The following is a 16,019-nucleotide window of genomic DNA, read 5'->3' as shown; positions in this document are numbered from 1 at the left end:
CTGCACCCCTTCGCCGTCGCCCGCGTGGACCGTCGCACCGAACCCGAACCAACCACTGCGTACTCTCGCAAAGAGACCGGCCGGATCAGGGGACCGGCAGCACGTACGTCAGCGTGTGGCCGCGTTGCGCAGCGCGAGGGTGGTCCGGGCGGCGCCGGCCAGGTCCCTCTCCCGGACCAGCCGTACCCCGACGAAGTTGGCGGCGTCGCTCCACGCGCAGAGCGTCTGGTCGCCGTCGGGGCCCGCCACGAGGCCGCAGCTGAGGCCGCCGCCGTGCTCGCCCGCGTCGAAACCGGTCACGTCGCGGGCCTTCGCCGCGGTGAAGTAGTTGCGGAACTCCTGCGAGATGGACTTGGTCGCCTTGTCCTCGGCCACCTTGGGGTCCCAGTCGGCGCTGTTGACCAGGACGAAGAGGTCGAAGGATCCGTCCGCGCCCCGATCGTAGTAGCCGGTCCTCATGCTGTGCGGGAGTTCACGGCCGGCCAGCACCTCGGTCTCGGCGCGCTCGGCGGCCTCACCGCTCAGCAGGCGGTAGTCCTCGAAAGCGGCCGGGAGGACGATGACGAGGGACTCCTGGGCGCCGTCCGAGGCGCGTGCCTCGACGGCGCGGGGTTCGGGATGGTAGGAGGCCGCGGCCTTCACGCTCGCGACCACCGCGATCAGCACGGTCGCACCGGCGATGAAACCGGTCCGCTTCCTCCTCTCGCGCAGAGCCGATGCCGGGTCGGTGCCGGGCGGGGCCGACTGTTTGCGCCAGGAGCGGGTCAGCCACCAGAGCAGTCCGACAGCCGTGGCGGCGGCGGACATGACTCCGATGACCTCGCCGATGGCGAAAGCCTGAGAGGTGGGGTCGACGGAAGCGACGATCATGCCCGGCATCGTACGTGCGATCGAAATCCTGTGAACCACGGCTCCGCGCCCGGCCGATCGGCCGCAACCGGTGCAACGACCGCCGCGGGGCATCCGCACCGGTACGCACCACACGCACCACACGCATCGGTGCGACCGGCGATGCGCGTGCCCTACCGGAACAGGCGGTCACCCGGGCCGGCCATGCGATGCGTGCCGCTGTGGCGGTTCACCCAGTCACGGACGAGGCCGACGGCATTGGCGCACTGCCAGCTGTCGTCGTACTCGCGCACCCCGGTGAAGGCCCCGTAGCCCGCGATGATGCCGTCCACACGCCCCTCGCCCAGCAGCTTGTCGACGTACCACGGATCGTTGTAGGTGGTCGTCCAGGACAGGGTGGCCGCGAGCTGTCCGGCATCACGGTCCCCGGCACCCTTCTTCAGTTCCGCGCACGTGTAGTAAGTGGGTTCCGTGCAGTTGCCGAACCCCTTGGTGATGTCGCTGTCGCCGTAGTCCATCACCCGGCGACCCGCCGGGAATCCGGAACCGGACCGGTCGAACGCATCCCGCACCCGGTCGCGGGTTCCGGTCGTCGTGATCCCCTCCAGAGCGCCGAGCCGGCCCTCCAGGCTCTTCCAGCCCCTGCCGCCGACGTCCGGGGTGCTGCCGCCGTGGTACTCGTAGAACCCGTAGAGCACCGGGATCCCGGCGGCCGTCAACCGCTGTGCCTTGTCACGCAGTCCGGCGACGCTGCACCCGCGGTTCTCCCGTTCCCCGCAGTAGTTCGGGTCCTTGATGTCCAGCCAGACCAGCGCCGGCCGGCGTCCCGAGCCGGCGTGGGAGAGGATGCGGTCGATCATGCTGTCGAAGCCGGGGCCCAGCCGGTTGTCGCCGGCCGAGGAACAGTCGTGATAGGCCCGCCATTCGTTCGGGTTCCACCAGGCGCACACGTCTATCTCGATGCTGTTGGCGCCGTGCCGGAGCGCGGCGTCCACGCCGTCCAGGGTGTTGACGCGGTGCGCGACGGCATAGATCGGGCGACGCTGGTCGGCTGCTGCGGCCGGGGCCGTACCGAGCGCGGTGGTACCGATGACTGCGCACAGGGCCGCGAGCAGCGCCAGGAACAGCCGTGGGCCGGAAGAACCGGGCCTGAGGTGATTGGTCAAGAACATACTCCGTCATATCGGTGTCCGAATCGGACAATTGATCTCGGCGGTCGCATGCGGGCATGCGATAAATGCATGATGAATGAAATCCGATCGGGGGTGGCCCCCGAGTGGCGGAAAACCGATTCCGCCCCCTGCGTCGTGTGACGGAAAAGCGACCGGGAAAGGGGGAACGGAAATCCCGGTACGGCCGAATCCCCTTCCCGTGACCGGATGTCCACCCAGGCCCTGCGGACCGCGGACCACCGCTTTCCGGTCTGCCGGAAGTCGCCGGCCCGCACCCGGCCTGCGCCATCCGGCTCGGACCGCCCCACCTCGCAATTCCCGAGCCCCCACCGGGAAAATGCGGCCGCTTACGCTCCGGCGGGCCTCGAGGGACCCCGGGGAATACTGGAGAGCGGCCGGAACACCGGCCGGCACACCCGTACGGCCGGTTTCGGCCGGCAGCAACGTGACCGAGTCGAACCGGACTTGCCCAGGTAGCGAGCAGAAGTCCCACGCGCTTGCCGCCCTCCGTTAGGCCTCGCAATGCTTTCGAACGATCCGGCCGACCGACGTTCAGTGCACCTTCGGCTTTCCGCTTCCACATCCCGGGAGACACATATGTCCGACGCCGCGCGTACCCCCGAGGCCGAACTCCACGACCTGGAGCTCGACCTCGGCGACCTCACCGTCACCTCGATGCGGGACACCGCCGCACTGCCCGAGGGCGGCGCGTCCTGGGGCTCCTGCTCCTGCCAGGGCTCGTCGTCGTGCGCCCAGCCGCACGACGCGGTCGCCCTCCAGGCCTGACCCCGGCCCGATCCGACCCCGACCCCGAACACGAGAGGAAACCCATGAACGACGGCACACAGTCATCCGGTTTCGACCTCGACGACCTCGACCTCGGTGAACTCACCGTGACCTCCATGCGGGACACGGTCGCACTGCCCGAGGGCGGCGCGTCCAACGGCGGCAGCTCCTGTTCCTGCGGCTCGTCCTCCTGCGCACACCCGCAGCTGCCGGAACTCCCCGTGTAACGCAGGACACCGGCGCACCACCGCATGACCGCACCACCGCTCGGCAGACGCTTCCCGCCGTGCCCCGTGCCCGGCGGGAAGCCCGCGCGCCGCACCCACCCACAGGACGGGAACCCATGCCGCAGCCGCAGCCGCAGCCGCACCCCACCCCCGGCGCCGACGGCTACCGGGTACGCTCCGCCCCCTACGCGCTGGCCCGCGCCACCGTGCTCGCCCACCCGGCCCAGCAGCCGGCACCGGCCGCCTTCCGCGACCTGCTGGCCCGCCTCCACCGGCTCGACACCGAACTGGCCCTGACCGCCGCACCGCTCTGCGACGACCTGTACGCCGCCCGCGACGGCCACCCCGCCGACTTCCACCGCGACGTCGTCCTGCCCCTGCGACGGGCCCTGCACAACGGCCGTGAACCCCGCCCCGCCGTCCTCGCCCGACTCGGCGACCTCCCGGCCCGCCTGCCCCGGCTCGCCGCCTGGCTCACCCTGCGCGCCGACCGCGACACCCTCCTCACCGCCCTCGACGCCGCCGCCGGCCCCGCCCTCGCCGCCGAACGCACCGCACTCGCCGCCCTCTGCCGCGAACCCGCCCTCGCCCGGGCCACCGCCCTGACCAGCGCCGACCTGCTGCGCGCCGTGAACCGCGCCGCCACCGGAGCCGACGACCGCCGGGCCCGCAAGGAGGAGCCCACCGTGCTGCGCTACGCCCTGCGCGCCAGCACCAAGACCAGCCCGCTGTCGTGGTTCACGGCGGTCGGATGGGGCCCACTGACCCCCGCACCCGCACCCGCCCCCGATGCCGCCGCGGGCCCCGCCCTCGCCGCCGGCCCGGCCCGCCCGGTGACCTCCTGGGGCGCCGCACCCCTCCTCGACGGCCCCCTGCGGTCCGTCGTACGGGCCAACCGCACCCTGACCACTGCGCTGACCCTCGCCCTCCTCGACGCACCGCACCGCCGCACCACCCTGCCCCACCGCATCACCAGCACCGCACGGACCGCCGGCGGGCGGGCCGCGTACTCCCGCGACCGGCCCTCCTTCGCCGGCGGCCGCTACCTCGTGCCCGGCGAGGACGAGGCGGAAGTGGCCTCCGGCGGAGCACTGCGCCTGCTCACCGGCCTCGCCGAGAACCCCGTACCGCTCGCGGAGTTGACGCAGCACCTGGCCACGGCGCTGCGCCCCGCCGGCGACGACGACGGTGGCGGCCGGGCCGCGGCCGCCGCCTTCCTCGACCGGCTCGCCCGTGCGGGCCTGCTGGTCCCGCAGGACCCCGTCCCCCCGCAGGACCCCGACCCCCTGCGCCGCCTCGCCGCCTGGCTACGTTCCTTCGCGCCCGGCCACCCCCAGGACGCGCAGCGCGCCGACCGGATCGCCGAACTCGGCTCGCTGACCGACCGGTTCGCCGCCGCCCCGGCCGCCGAACGCCCCGACCGGCTCACCGACCTCACCCGGCGCTGGACCGCCGAACTTGCCGCCGCGGGCCGGCCCGTCCCCACCGCCTCCGCCCCGCTGACCGTCCTGTCCGAGGACGTGGTCGCCCCGCACCCGCTGGCCCTCGACGGCTTCCTCGGCGCCGCCGACCACGAGGCGCTCGGCGAGGTCACCGCCCTCGCCGAACTCTTCGACCTCGGCCATCTCGTCCGCCGCGCCGTCCGCGACCGCTTCGTCGAGCGCTACGGCCCGGGCGGACGCTGCGCGCACCCCTGGGAGTTCGGCGCCGACGTCACCGCCGCCTGGGAGTCCGCCGGACGGATCGCCCTCCTCGACCCCGCCGACCGCGACGCGTTCCCCAGCGCGACCGAGCCACTGGCCCGGCTGCGCGCCGAGATCGCCGACGCCCTGCGCGACCGGAGCGGCCCCGCCGGCCACCGCACCCCCGACCCCGCCGGGGACCGCGACGAGGCGCTGCTGCCCGCGGACACCCTCAAGACCCTCGGGGAGCGGCTCCCCGCCCCGACCGTCGAACGGCCCCTCAGCTACGCCTACTTCCTCCAGCGCGACCCCGCCTCCGGACTGCTGGCCGTCAACCACGTCTACGGCGGATGGGGCCGGTTCGCCAGCCGCTTCCTGGACTCCCTGGACCCCCGCGCCACCGCCGAGATGTCCCGGCAGATCCGGCGCGGCCTCGCCCCCGGCGCCCGCCCCGCCCAGATCCGCCCCGTCGGCGGGTTCAACGCCAACCTCCACCCCCTCCTCGTCCCGGACGAGATCGGCCCCGACCGGCACCGCACCCCGATCTCCGAGGCCGACCTCGAACTCGTCCACGACGAAGCCACCGACCAGGTCCGGATACACCTGCGGGCCACCGGCGAACCGCTCGACGTGCTCTACCCCGGCTTCCTCGCCCCCGTACTGCTGCCCGCCCGCATCGCCGCCCACCTCGGCGACCACCCCGGCGGGGTCGTCGACTTCCGCCCCCTCGCCCCCCGCCACGCCCTGCCCGCGCCCGGCGGCACCGTCACCGTCGGCTCCCGGCTCCGCCACCGGCACGTGGTGCTCCAGCGCCGCCGCTGGCTGCTGCCGCCCGGCGTCGTGGCCCGGCTGCGCACCGACCTCACCGCCGACACCGGCCCCGGCCGGGTCCCCGCGGCGGCCGCCGCCCACTGGCGCGCCCTGCTCGGCCTGCCCGAGCAGATCTTCCTGCACCCGCTGGCCGGCGCCCCCACCGGCCGGGCCACCGAGGACTTCCTGAGCCGGCTGGCCCGCCCCAAACCGCACCTCGCCGACCTCGGCAACGCCCTGCACCTGCGCTGCCTCGCCAAATGGCTGTCCCGGCACACCGACGGCGTCGTCCTCGAAGAGGCACTGCCCGCACCCGGCGGCCTGGACACGCCCGCCCGGGCCGTCGAACTCGTCCTCGAGGTCTACCGCGACGGCCGCCCGCGACGCCCGGCCCGATGACCCGCCCGATGCCCCGCCCGCCGACCCGCCCGCCCGGCCCGCAGCACCAGGAGAGGAGCACACCGGACATGCCGCCCCCCGACCCCGAGGCCCCCGCACCCGCAGGAGGCGACGACCCGCGCGACAGCAGCGCGCTGGACGTCGTCGCGTACTACCACCACCCGGTCAAGGCCCCGCTGCTGCGCGAGGTGATGCTGCCGCTCGCCGCCTCCGTTTCCGTCTCCGCCGACGGGACCGACGGCGGGATCGCCGCCCACGTCGAGCGGCACTGGCTGCACGGCCCGCACCTGCGGCTGCGCCTGCAGGGCACCGACCCCGCCCGGGTGGCGCACACCGCCGAGGCCGCGGCCGCCCGCATCCGGGCCCGGCTGCGCGCCCACCCCTCGCACAGCGACCTCACCGAGGCCCAACTCCTCGAACGGGCCGCCGAGTCCGGACGCGCCGAACTCGTCCCCCCGCCCTACGGGCCGGTCCACCCCGACAACACGGTCCGGATCGAGCCCGTCGACCGGTCCTTCGTACGGGGCCTGCTCGGAGCGGACGGGACCCGACTGCGGGAGGACCTGCTGCGGTCCGGCCTGGACGCCCTGCGCTCCGGCGCCGAATTCCTCGGCCGCCACCAGGACACCGACCGGGCCCGGCTCCGCCTCGCGGTGACCGCCCTCGCGGCCCACGCCTGCGCCCACCCCGGCGGCCTGACCGGCGGGCACTGGTCCTACGTCTCCCACCTGGAGGACTTCCTGCTCCACGACGACCCGGACGGAAGGCTGCGCGCCGCCTTCGAACGGCACGCGGAGCGCGCCGGGGACACCGCGACCGCCCTCGTCGCACGGATCGCCGACGGGCACGCGGACGACTGGGAACAGGCCTGGGCCGCCTTCTCGCAGGGCGCCTGGCGCCTTGCGCAGGAGCGTTACGACGCCGGCGCCGACCTCCACGGAGACCCCCTGGCCTACCGGGTCCGGGCCGCCGCCACCGGCGACACCGTCGCGTACGAGCGCTGGAACCAGGACATCCGCACCCGCTACAGCGAGTTCCACCGCCTGCTGCGCCGCGCCGACCCGCAGGGCGCGATGTGGAGCCGCCCCGACTACCTCATCCACCGCGCCTGCACGAACGCCCTGTACCGGCTGCTGACCATCTGCGACGTCCGCCCGCTGGAGCGCTACCTCGCCGCGCACCTGGTCGTCCGCGCCGTGCCCGCCCTGACCGGCTGCGACTGGCGCACCGAGATCGACGCCGTCATCGACGCGGTGGAGGCACGGACATGACCGGCACGAACCCCGACACGGCCCCCGGTACGGACCCCGGCACGGGCGGCCGCGCGAACGGCGACGCCCGGCCGCACCCCGGCGACCGGCTGCGCCCCGGCACCGCCGTCACACCGCTGCGCGCCGGCCTGCACCTGCGGGGCCGGCGCGGCAGCGTCACGCTGGAGGGCAGCACCGCCGTTCCGGTGGTGTGGGGCCTGCTGGAGGAACCCCTGCGCACCGGCCGCCTCGCGCAGTTCCGGGAGGGCCTGGCGCCGGGCTCGTCCGTCCGCACCGCCGTCGACACCCTCGTCGGCCGCCTCGCCGACCACGACCTCCTCGTCCCCGCCCCACCCGCCGCCGCGACCCCGGCCCCCACCGGCCCGGCGGACCCGGCCGTCGCACGGTGGATCGACGCCACGGCCGCGCACCCCGCCGACGCGGCCGCCGCCCTCGCCACCGCCCGGGCCGAGGTCCTGGCCCTCGACCCGGCATCCCCGGCCGCCACCGCCGCCGTGCGCGCGCTGGAGGCCGGCGGTCTGCCCGTCACCCCCACCCCCGACCCCGGGCTGCCCGGGGACCGGGTCCTGCTGACCGTCCGCGGCGCCGGCCGGGACCGGACGGTCGCCGCCGGCCGCAGCGGCAGCACCGGATACGTGACCGCCCCCGGCAGCGCCGCCCAGGCACGCGCCGACGCCGCGGCCCTGGAGGCCCGGCTCACCCACGCCGCCGACGGCGCCGGGGAAGCCGGCGCACCGCAACCCCACGAGGTCCCGGGCGCGTTCGCCGCGCTGCTGGCCGGCGCCGCCGCGCACCGGCTGCTGTGCGCGGCCGCCGCACTGCCCGACCCGGCCGCCGAGGGAGACGACCCCCGGCTGCTCCCGGGGATCCCCGCCGTCCTCCTCGCCGACGCCCGCCCGCCGCGCGCCGACCTCCACAGCTGGCTCGGCCCCCGGCGGATCGACGCGGACCGCCACGTCCGCCTCGCACCCCCGGCCGACCTCGCCGAGGCACTGCGCCGCATCGCCGCCCTCGGGGAGCCCCGCTGCGGACCCCTGCCCGGACCGCTGCCGGGGGACCTGCCCCAACTCCCGGTACCCCTCGCCACCTGCACACTGCCCGCCCCCGCCCCCGCCCCCGCCCCCGCCCCCGCCCCCGCCCCCGCCCCCCCCCCCCCCCCCCCCCCCGCCCCCGCCCCCGCCCCCGACCCCGGCCCCGCCACCCGGGACACCGGAACACCCCGGACCCTGACCGGCGGCGCGCCCCGGCTGGACCTGGCCCGGCTGGAACTGTTCTGCCGCGCCGCCGAACTCCTCCTCGGGGACGACACGTTCACCGTCGGAGCCGGCCCCGGGCACGCCCTCGGCCGCGCCCTGCGCCACGGCGCCGCCCGCCGCCTCGCCGCGGCCGCCCCGGACGGGCGCACCGCGGTGGACCCGGCCCGATGGTCAGGCCACCCGCAGCTGCGCCACTGGTGGAAGATCCTGACCGACCGGCTCGACGTCGCCGCGCGACTGGAGGTGCACCGGGCGGCCCCCCGCGCGCACGCCTACCGGGCCGTGGTCCGCCGCACCCCGGCGGGCCCGGGGCACGGGCCGGGCCCGGTGCTCGGCGAGGCCGTCGAGGCCACGCCCGGCGACGCCGCGGCCTTCGCCGCGCTGGCCGCCGTCACCGCCGCCCGCACCGCCGCGGCCGGGCCGTCCGCCGCCCGGCCCCGCCCTTCCGGCGGCGCGGTCGCCCCGCTGGCGGTGGCCGGTGCACGCACCGCCGCCTGGGAGGACCTCGGCTGGAGCGGGGGCTGGCTCGCCGACCTGGCCGGGCGCGAGGAAGCCTTCCAGGACACCCTGCACCGGCTGTCCGGAGCAGGCCCCGCGCCCACGCCGGACCCCGCCCCCGCCCCCGAACCCGCCGGCCTGCTGCGCTCCTTCGGCTTCACCGTGCTGCGCACCGCCGAGGAGACCCGATGACCGCCCCCGCCCCGGCCCGCGCCGCCGCCCCCGTACTGGACGCCGCCACCGCCCTGGCCACCACCACCGGCCGGGCCGCGGTCCTGCTGACCCACTGGACCCTCGGCCTCGCCGAGGAACTGAGCCGCCACGCCCTGCGCCGGCCCGTCGCCCTGGTCCCGGTCCGCTACGACGGGCCGCTGGCGGTGATCGGACCCGTGCTCCGGCCGGGCGGCGCGGCCTGCCTCGTCTGCACCGAGTACCAGCGCCTGGCCACCGCGGGCGGCCGGGTCCCGTGGCAGAGCCCGAAGCTGACCCTGGCCGGAGTGCCCTCACCGGCCCTGACCCCGGCCGTGGAGGCCCTCGTCCAGGAACTCCTCGACGAGGAACTCCTCGACGGGGAAAGGCTCCTCGACCAGGACGACTCGGCCGTCGTCCACATCGTCCACCAGGGCCGCGCCACCTGGTCCACCCACCGCGTCCGCCCCGTCGGCGGCTGCGACGTGTGCCACCCACTGCCCTCCGACACACAGGCCCGGCTCCGCCCGCTGCCCTCGGGGCCGCGCCCGATACCCGACCCGGCCCTCCTGCGCGGCTCCAACCCCCGTACGACCGGCGCCGCACTGCGAACCGCCCTGTACGACGAGCGGTTCGGGCCCGTACGGCTGCTGCACCGCTCCGAGGACTCGGCGTTCAGCCTCACCAGCGCGCTCGTCACCGACGGCCGGTCCGTCGACGACGGCGGCCACGGTCGGGCGCGCACCTACGCCGACAGCGAGCGCATCGCCCTCTTCGAGGCCGTCGAACGCCATGCGGGCATGCGCCCCACCGGCCGCCGCACCGACCTGCGGGCCTCCTTCGCCGAGCTGGGCCCCGACCGGGCACTGGACCCCGAGCGGCTCGGCCTGCCCGACCCCGCCCACCAGGGCCACCCCGGCTCGCCCACCGTCCCGTACACCCCGGACCTGCCGCTCCACTGGGTGCAGGGCTGGTCCCTCACCCACCGCAGACCGACCGCGGTCCCCGAGCACGTCGCGTACTGGGACGTGCCGGGCCCGGGCCGCCCGCGCGTCGTGTACGAGTCCTCCAACGGCTGCGGCCTCGGCAACAGCCCCGAAGAGGCCGCCCTGTACGGGCTGTTCGAGGTCGCGGAACGCGACGCCTTCCTCATGGCCTGGTACGCCGCCACCCCACTGCGCCGCATCCGCCCGCCGGCCGAGGACACCGACACCCTGCTGCTCGCGGACCGGGCGGCGGCGGCCGGCTACCGGCTCCTGCTCCTCGACGCGACCAACGACTTCGCCGTCCCGGCCGTCCTGGCGGTCTGCCGCTACGAGGGCGGCCGGCCGGACGCGCCGCGGATGTTCCTCGCGGCCGGCGCCCACCACGATCCGCGCGCCGCCATCCGCTCCGCCGTCGCCGAGGTCGTCACCAACGTTCTGGAGGCACCGCACCGCTCCTTCGCCGAGGGAGGACCGCGCGACCCCGAGCGGCTGCGGCCCATGCTGGAGCGCCCGGAACTCGTACTCACCCTCGACGACCACGTCGGGCTGAGCACCCTGCCGGAGGCCGCCCCCCGGCTGGAGTTCCTCTTCGCCGACACCCCGGCCGTGCCCGTCGCCGAGGCCTGGCCCGGCGCCCCCGCACCGGTGCCCGACCTCTCCGGCCTCCTGACGCGGACCGTCGACCGGCTGGCCCGCACCGGACTGGAGGTGATCACCGTCGACCAGAGCGAGCCGGGGCTGCGCGAGAGGTTCGGCCTGCACTGTGTGAAGGCCATCGTCCCCGGCGCGCTCCCGATGACCTTCGGGCACGTCAACCGGCGCACCCTCGGTCTGACCCGGCTGCTGGAAGTGCCCCACCGCCTGGGCCGCACGGCCCGGCCCGGGCGCCACGAGGAACTGCCCCTGCACCCCCACCCCTTCCCCTGACCCGACCTGCGACGACGAGGACCGGACGACGTGACGACGACCGACACAGGCACCGACACCGCCACAGGCACCGACACCGCCACGGTGACCGCGACCGCGACCGCGACCGCGACCGCGACCGCGACCGACACCGGCACCGCCACGGCCACCGGCACAGGCGCCGGCACCTGGCAGAGCCACCACCTCTTCCTGCACTCCACCACCGAGGACACCGACCGCTTCCTGGTCCATGACGCGGCCCCGCTCCTCGACGGCCTCGTGGCCGCCGGCGAAGCCACCGACTGGTTCTACATCCGCTACGGGCAGGACGGCCCCCACGTACGGATCCGGGTCCGTACCACCGCGCGGCTCCCCGAACTCCCCGACCTGCTCGCCCGGAAGGCACGGCAGGTACCCGCCGTACCCGGCCCCTGGCCCTCCCGGCACGGCGAGATCCGCGCCGTGCCCTACGCACCCGAAACCCGGCGCTACGGCGGACCGCAGGCGCTGCCCGTCGCCGAGGCCGTCTTCGCAGCCTCCACCCGCACCGCCCTCGACGTACTGCGGGCCCTGCCCACCGGGACCGGGTCCGCGGCCGCGTCCCGGCTCACCGCGGCCGCGGACCTCGCGCACACCACGGCGTACGCACTCGGCATGGACCGGCTCGCCGCCGCACGCTGGCTGCGCGCGCACGCGGCGGGCTGGCGCTGGGTCACCGAGGTACCGCTGCTGCCCGCCGCCGCCGTCCACACCCGCGTCAACACCGTCCACGCGGCGCAGCGCACGACCCTCGGCGGACGCGCCGCGGACCTGCGCGACCGCCTCCGGGCGGGCACGGCGGCACCCTGGCCGGCGCACTGGGCCGAACGGGTCCGGGAGGCCGACGCACTGCTCGACGGCCTGGGGGAGCGGACCCGGGCCGCGGTCTGGGGCTCGCAGCTGCACATGCTGTTCAACCGGCTGGGCGTGAGCCCCGACGAGGAACGAGCCGTGTGCCGGCTGGCCGCGCGCACCCTGCTGGACACGCAGGACGGCCCGGCCGGATTCTTCCCGCCGGGCCACACCGCCCCCGACCTGCAGTACCTGGAGCGCAGCAAGTTCCAGATCGGCCGCGGCGAGGACTCGGCCCTGCGTCCGTCCGCCCCCGTCGAGGACACCGCGCCGGCCACGGCCGCCGCCGAAGTCCCGCTCCCCGCCGATCCGTTGCCGCAGGTGTCCCTGGGCGCCGTCCTCGCGGCCCGTTCCTCACTCCGCGGCGCCCTCACCGGCCCCCTCGACGCCGGCACGCTCGGCGCCCTGCTGTGGCACTCCCTGGCCGACAGCGGCCGCAGCGAGCAGCACCTCGCCGACGGCACGACCCGTACCCTGACCCACCGCCCCTACCCCAGCGCAGGCGCCCTGCACACCGCACGCGTCCGCCTCCTCGTCCTCGACGTGGCCGGGCTCCCGGCCGGCACCTACGACTGCGTCCCCGAGCGCCGGACCCTGCGCCGCATCGGCCCGGTGGCACCGCAGGAGGACATCACCGCCCTGTCCACCTACCTCTCGCGCCCGTCGGCCGACCCGGACTGGATCGGCATCGCGCAGGCACCGGTACTCCTCGCCCTCTACGCCGACCTCGGCCTGCTGCGCCGCCGCTACGGACTGCGCGCACTGCGCCTGGCCCTCCTGGAGACCGGCCACCTGGCCCAGACCCTGCTGCTCACGGCGACGGCCCTGGGCCTGGGCGGGACCCCGCTGGGCGGCTTCCACGACGACCTGGCCCACGAACTCCTCGGCCTCCACGACCCGGACCAGCCCCTCCAGTACCTCCTGCCCCTCGGCCGCCGCACCCCCTCCTGTCGATCGCAAACCGCACAGCGGGTAAAGCATTGGCCCCTATGGAGTGAATCGCGTCAGAACCCCGTGACCCTTGGCCGGAACTTTCCATACGGTGGCCGCTCTTCGCTCATCACCACAACTGGGGGGCCGGTGCGCAACCACCGACTCGTAATGACCGCTGCCCTCGTGGCCGCAGGTCTCGGCATCATCCCGGGCACCGCGCAGGCGGCGGATCCCGTACCCGTCGCGGCCGGCGTGGCCGAGGCCATAGCCGAGGCATCCACCTCCGAGGGCTTCCACAGCCCGGCCGACCGCACCGTCCGTACCGCCCTGCCCGCCGCCGCCGAGGGGAGCGGCAAGGCGAACGCCAAGACCGCCGCACCACAGACCGCGCAAGCCGCGCAGACCACGCAGGCAGCCGCACCGGACGCGGGAGCCAACCCGACCCTCGCGGTCGACGTCAGCGGAACCAGCTACACCGCACACGGCATCGAGCTCACCACCCTGATCACGAGCGCCGACTTCGCACTCGGCGTCGTCATCGCCTGGGGCGACGGGAAGACCGAGACGCTCACCGCCCAGGGCGCCGCCGAACTGCACCATTCCCACACGTACGACAAGTCCGGCGAGTACCAGGTCAAGGTGACGGTGACCGACACCGCCAACGCCGTCCAGGCCACCAACGGAGGCGCCTTCCTCACCCCCGGATCCGACTTCACCCCGCACACCCCGACCCGCCTCCTCGACACCCGCTACGGCACCGGCACCGGCGCCCCCGCGGCCAAGGTCCCGGGGCAGGGTTCCGCCCGGGTGAAGGTGGCGGGCAATGCCGCCGTCCCGGCGGGCGTCACCGCGGTCGCCCTCAACGTCACGGTCACCGAGACCGTCGACAGCGGGTACGTGACCGCGTGGCCCGGCGCCGGCTACGACCGCCCCGGCACCTCGAACCTGAACTACACGGCCGGCCGATCCATCCCGAACCTGGTGATCGTGCCGGTCGGCGAGGACGGGTACATCGAGCTCTACAACGGCGGCCAGCAGCCGGTCGACCTGATCGCCGACGTCACCGGCTACTTCACCCGGGCCTCCGCCGACGGCTACACCTCGATGACGCCCGCCCGGTTCGTGGACACCCGCGAGGGCCTCGGCACGTCCCCGGGCAAGCTCGCCGCACGCAGCGCGTTCACGACCCCCATCAGCGGGCTGCGCGGGGTGCCCCAGAACATCACGGCCGTGGCACTGAACGTCACGGTGACCGAACCCGGGGGACTGGGCCACCTGACCGCCTTCTCCGGCGACGGCCCGGTCCCGACGGCATCGAACCTGAACTTCCTGGCCGGCCAGACCGTCGCCAACGCGGTGATCGTGCCGGTGGCCCCGGACGGAACGATCAAGATCTTCAACGGGGCCTATCTGCCGGCCCACGTGGTCGTCGATGTCGTCGGCTACTACAGCAAGGACAGCAAGGCCGCCTTCCTGCCCTTCACCCCGTTCCGGACGCTCGACACCCGCGAGGAGGCCTACGGCTGGCCCGGCGGCAGGTTCCGGGCCCGCGAAGCCATCACACAGGGATTCACGCCCGAGGCCGCGACCGCGACCGGCGTCGAGGCCTACGTACTGAACACCACCGTCACCGAGACCGGCGGCGACGGATTCCTCTCGGTGGCCCCCAGCCCCTACCCGCTGCCCGCACCCGGCGAGCCCGCCGCACCCACCGGACCGCGCCCCGGCTCCTCCACCCTGAACTGGACGGCCGGCGCGATCGTCCCGAACCTGGTGCAGGCCGGCGACGGCGAGCACGGCGCCATCACCTTCTGGAACCAGGGCGACCAGGACGCCGACCTGGTCCTCGACGTCTTCGGCGTCTACCAGTCCAAGTAATCCGCACCCCCGGTGGCGGCGCGCACCCGCGCGCCGCCACCGGCATTTCCGCACCCCGAGGGCCGAACCGCAGCCTCAGGGCCTGCACAGGCGCACGGCGAGAGCGGCGATGTCGTCGTCCAGCCGTCCTCTGCTGTAACGGACGAGGTCACGGTGAAGAGCCGTCAGCAGTTCGCCGGGCGGCGTGGGGGGCTGCACACTCATCCAGGCCTCCAACGGGAAGAACTCGCCGTCACGCGCGCGGGCCTCGGCGATCCCGTCGGTATAGAGCAGCAGCAGGTCGTCGGGGGCGAACTCGAAGAAGTCGACGCTGTAGCGGTCGCCGATCAGGTCCGCGAGGCTGAGCAGCGGCGAGGTGGCGGTCGGATCGAGGACACGCAGTTTCCCGCGGTTCAGGAGCAGTGGAGGAGGATGCCCGCAGTTGAGGATGCCGATACGTCTGCCCTCGTGCGGGATCTCGACCAGAAGGGCGGTGGCGAAGCGCTCCATCGGCCCCTCGGGTGGAAAGGCGGCGTTGTACCGGGTGCTGCTGGCATCCATACGGCGCGCGACGTCGACCATGTCGCTCTCGCCGTAGGCGGCCTCCCGGAAGGCGTTGACGATCGCCGCGGCCGCCCCCACCGCAGGCAGGCCCTTGCCCCGCACATCACCGATGAGGAGCCTGACCCCGTACGGCGTGTCGACCACTTCGTAGAAGTCCCCGCCGATGCGTGCCTCGGCCGCGGCCGCCAGGTACAGCGACTCGATCTCGATACTGCCGAAGCGGCGCGGCATGGGGCTGAGCACCACCTGCTGCGCCGCGTCGGCGACGAGCCGCACCTGGAAGAGGGTGCGCTCCCGCTGGAGCCGGACGTGGCTTCCGTACGCGGCGGCCACGGTGACCGCGATGATCCCCGCAGCCGTCCACCACGTCCCCAGATCGGGGAAGACCAGACCGAGGCCGATCATCAGAAGAAGGCAGACCGTCCCGAGCAGGACGGTGGGGAGCACCGGCCACATGGCAGCGGCGAGGGCCGGGGCCGCGGGCAGGAGGCGACTGAAGGCCATGTCCGGCGGAGTGTTGTAAGCCAGGCTGGCGATGACGACGGTCAGGATGACCGGCGACAGCCGCACAAGTCTTCCCGGGCCGGGGCGCCGGCGGTGCCGCGGCCGTCCAGACTCGATCACACTTCACAGAATATCTACGTAATGAGGGCAAAGCGCTCTGGCGATCAGAGCGGGCCGCCCGCCCCGGACCGCGATCGCGTGCCCGCCGGGCACGCCGGGGCGCCGGCGAGCTGCGTACA

The 16,019-nt window shown here is 75.0% G+C and carries 10 protein-coding genes; 7 read left to right on the top strand and 3 right to left on the bottom strand.

The window, feature by feature from the left end; all coding sequences use genetic code 11:
• Positions 1–108: 108 nt before the first annotated feature.
• Both OG373_RS00545 and OG373_RS00540 read right to left on the bottom strand, forming a co-directional pair.
• Positions 109–870: a hypothetical protein gene (locus OG373_RS00545; protein WP_405435129.1), complete on the bottom strand. Its 762-nt coding sequence runs from the start codon at positions 868–870 to the stop codon at positions 109–111.
• Positions 871–1,022: 152 nt separating this feature from the next.
• Positions 1,023–2,021 (bottom strand): phospholipase, encoded by a 999-nt coding sequence (locus OG373_RS00540; RefSeq protein ID WP_405435128.1) that lies wholly within the window; start codon positions 2,019–2,021, stop codon positions 1,023–1,025.
• Positions 2,022–2,618: 597 nt separating this feature from the next.
• On the opposite strand from OG373_RS00540, the gene OG373_RS00535 reads away from it, so the two are divergent.
• The 7 genes from OG373_RS00535 (at position 2,619) to OG373_RS00505 (ending at position 14,733) form a co-directional block, all read left to right on the top strand.
• Positions 2,619–2,807: a thiazolylpeptide-type bacteriocin gene (locus OG373_RS00535; protein WP_189974056.1), complete on the top strand. Its 189-nt coding sequence runs from the start codon at positions 2,619–2,621 to the stop codon at positions 2,805–2,807.
• Positions 2,808–2,851: 44 nt separating this feature from the next.
• The gene (locus OG373_RS00530; RefSeq protein WP_397738182.1) at positions 2,852–3,034 is read left to right on the top strand and encodes a thiazolylpeptide-type bacteriocin; all 183 of its coding nucleotides are present in this window, start codon (positions 2,852–2,854) and stop codon (positions 3,032–3,034) included.
• 116 nt (positions 3,035–3,150) lie between these two features.
• A complete protein-coding gene (locus tag OG373_RS00525; protein ID WP_405435127.1) occupies positions 3,151–5,925 on the top strand; it encodes a hypothetical protein in 2,775 nt (924 codons plus the stop codon).
• Between the two features lie 68 nt (positions 5,926–5,993).
• On the top strand, positions 5,994–7,196 hold the full coding sequence (locus OG373_RS00520; RefSeq protein ID WP_405435126.1) for a lantibiotic dehydratase C-terminal domain-containing protein: 1,203 nt from the start codon (positions 5,994–5,996) through the stop codon (positions 7,194–7,196).
• Positions 7,193–9,142 (top strand): hypothetical protein, encoded by a 1,950-nt coding sequence (locus tag OG373_RS00515; protein ID WP_405435125.1) that lies wholly within the window; start codon positions 7,193–7,195, stop codon positions 9,140–9,142. Before OG373_RS00520 ends, OG373_RS00515 begins: the two co-directional genes overlap by 4 nt.
• A complete protein-coding gene (locus tag OG373_RS00510) occupies positions 9,139–11,052 on the top strand; it encodes a TOMM precursor leader peptide-binding protein (protein WP_405435124.1) in 1,914 nt (637 codons plus the stop codon). The genes OG373_RS00515 and OG373_RS00510 overlap by 4 nt, the downstream gene beginning before the upstream one ends.
• A gap of 30 nt (positions 11,053–11,082) precedes the next feature.
• Positions 11,083–14,733, top strand: coding sequence for a thiopeptide-type bacteriocin biosynthesis protein (locus OG373_RS00505; RefSeq protein WP_405435123.1), 3,651 nt, complete (start codon positions 11,083–11,085; stop codon positions 14,731–14,733).
• A 75-nt stretch (positions 14,734–14,808) separates the two neighbouring features.
• On the opposite strand, the gene OG373_RS00500 is transcribed toward OG373_RS00505, so the two are convergent.
• Entirely contained in the window at positions 14,809–15,780 is a 972-nt protein-coding gene (locus OG373_RS00500; RefSeq protein WP_405435122.1) for a PP2C family protein-serine/threonine phosphatase, read from the bottom strand.
• Positions 15,781–16,019 lie beyond the last annotated feature (239 nt).

Origin of the sequence: Streptomyces avidinii (assembly GCF_045161815.1) — a bacterium.
Taxonomy (GTDB): Bacteria; Actinomycetota; Actinomycetes; order Streptomycetales; family Streptomycetaceae; genus Streptomyces; species Streptomyces avidinii.
The sequence above is the reverse complement of the archived record's forward strand: the minus strand, read 5'-3'. Positions and strand labels throughout refer to the sequence as shown.

Coding starts and splice junctions, on each gene's coding strand:
- OG373_RS00530 (WP_397738182.1), top strand. CDS start 2,852: ATGAACGACGGCACACAGTCATCCGGTTTCGACCTCGACGACCTCGAC.
- OG373_RS00545 (WP_405435129.1), bottom strand. CDS start 870: ATGATCGTCGCTTCCGTCGACCCCACCTCTCAGGCTTTCGCCATCGGC.
- OG373_RS00520 (WP_405435126.1), top strand. CDS start 5,994: ATGCCGCCCCCCGACCCCGAGGCCCCCGCACCCGCAGGAGGCGACGAC.
- OG373_RS00510 (WP_405435124.1), top strand. CDS start 9,139: ATGACCGCCCCCGCCCCGGCCCGCGCCGCCGCCCCCGTACTGGACGCC.
- OG373_RS00540 (WP_405435128.1), bottom strand. CDS start 2,021: ATGTTCTTGACCAATCACCTCAGGCCCGGTTCTTCCGGCCCACGGCTG.
- OG373_RS00535 (WP_189974056.1), top strand. CDS start 2,619: ATGTCCGACGCCGCGCGTACCCCCGAGGCCGAACTCCACGACCTGGAG.
- OG373_RS00515 (WP_405435125.1), top strand. CDS start 7,193: ATGACCGGCACGAACCCCGACACGGCCCCCGGTACGGACCCCGGCACG.
- OG373_RS00525 (WP_405435127.1), top strand. CDS start 3,151: ATGCCGCAGCCGCAGCCGCAGCCGCACCCCACCCCCGGCGCCGACGGC.
- OG373_RS00500 (WP_405435122.1), bottom strand. CDS start 15,780: ATGGCCTTCAGTCGCCTCCTGCCCGCGGCCCCGGCCCTCGCCGCTGCC.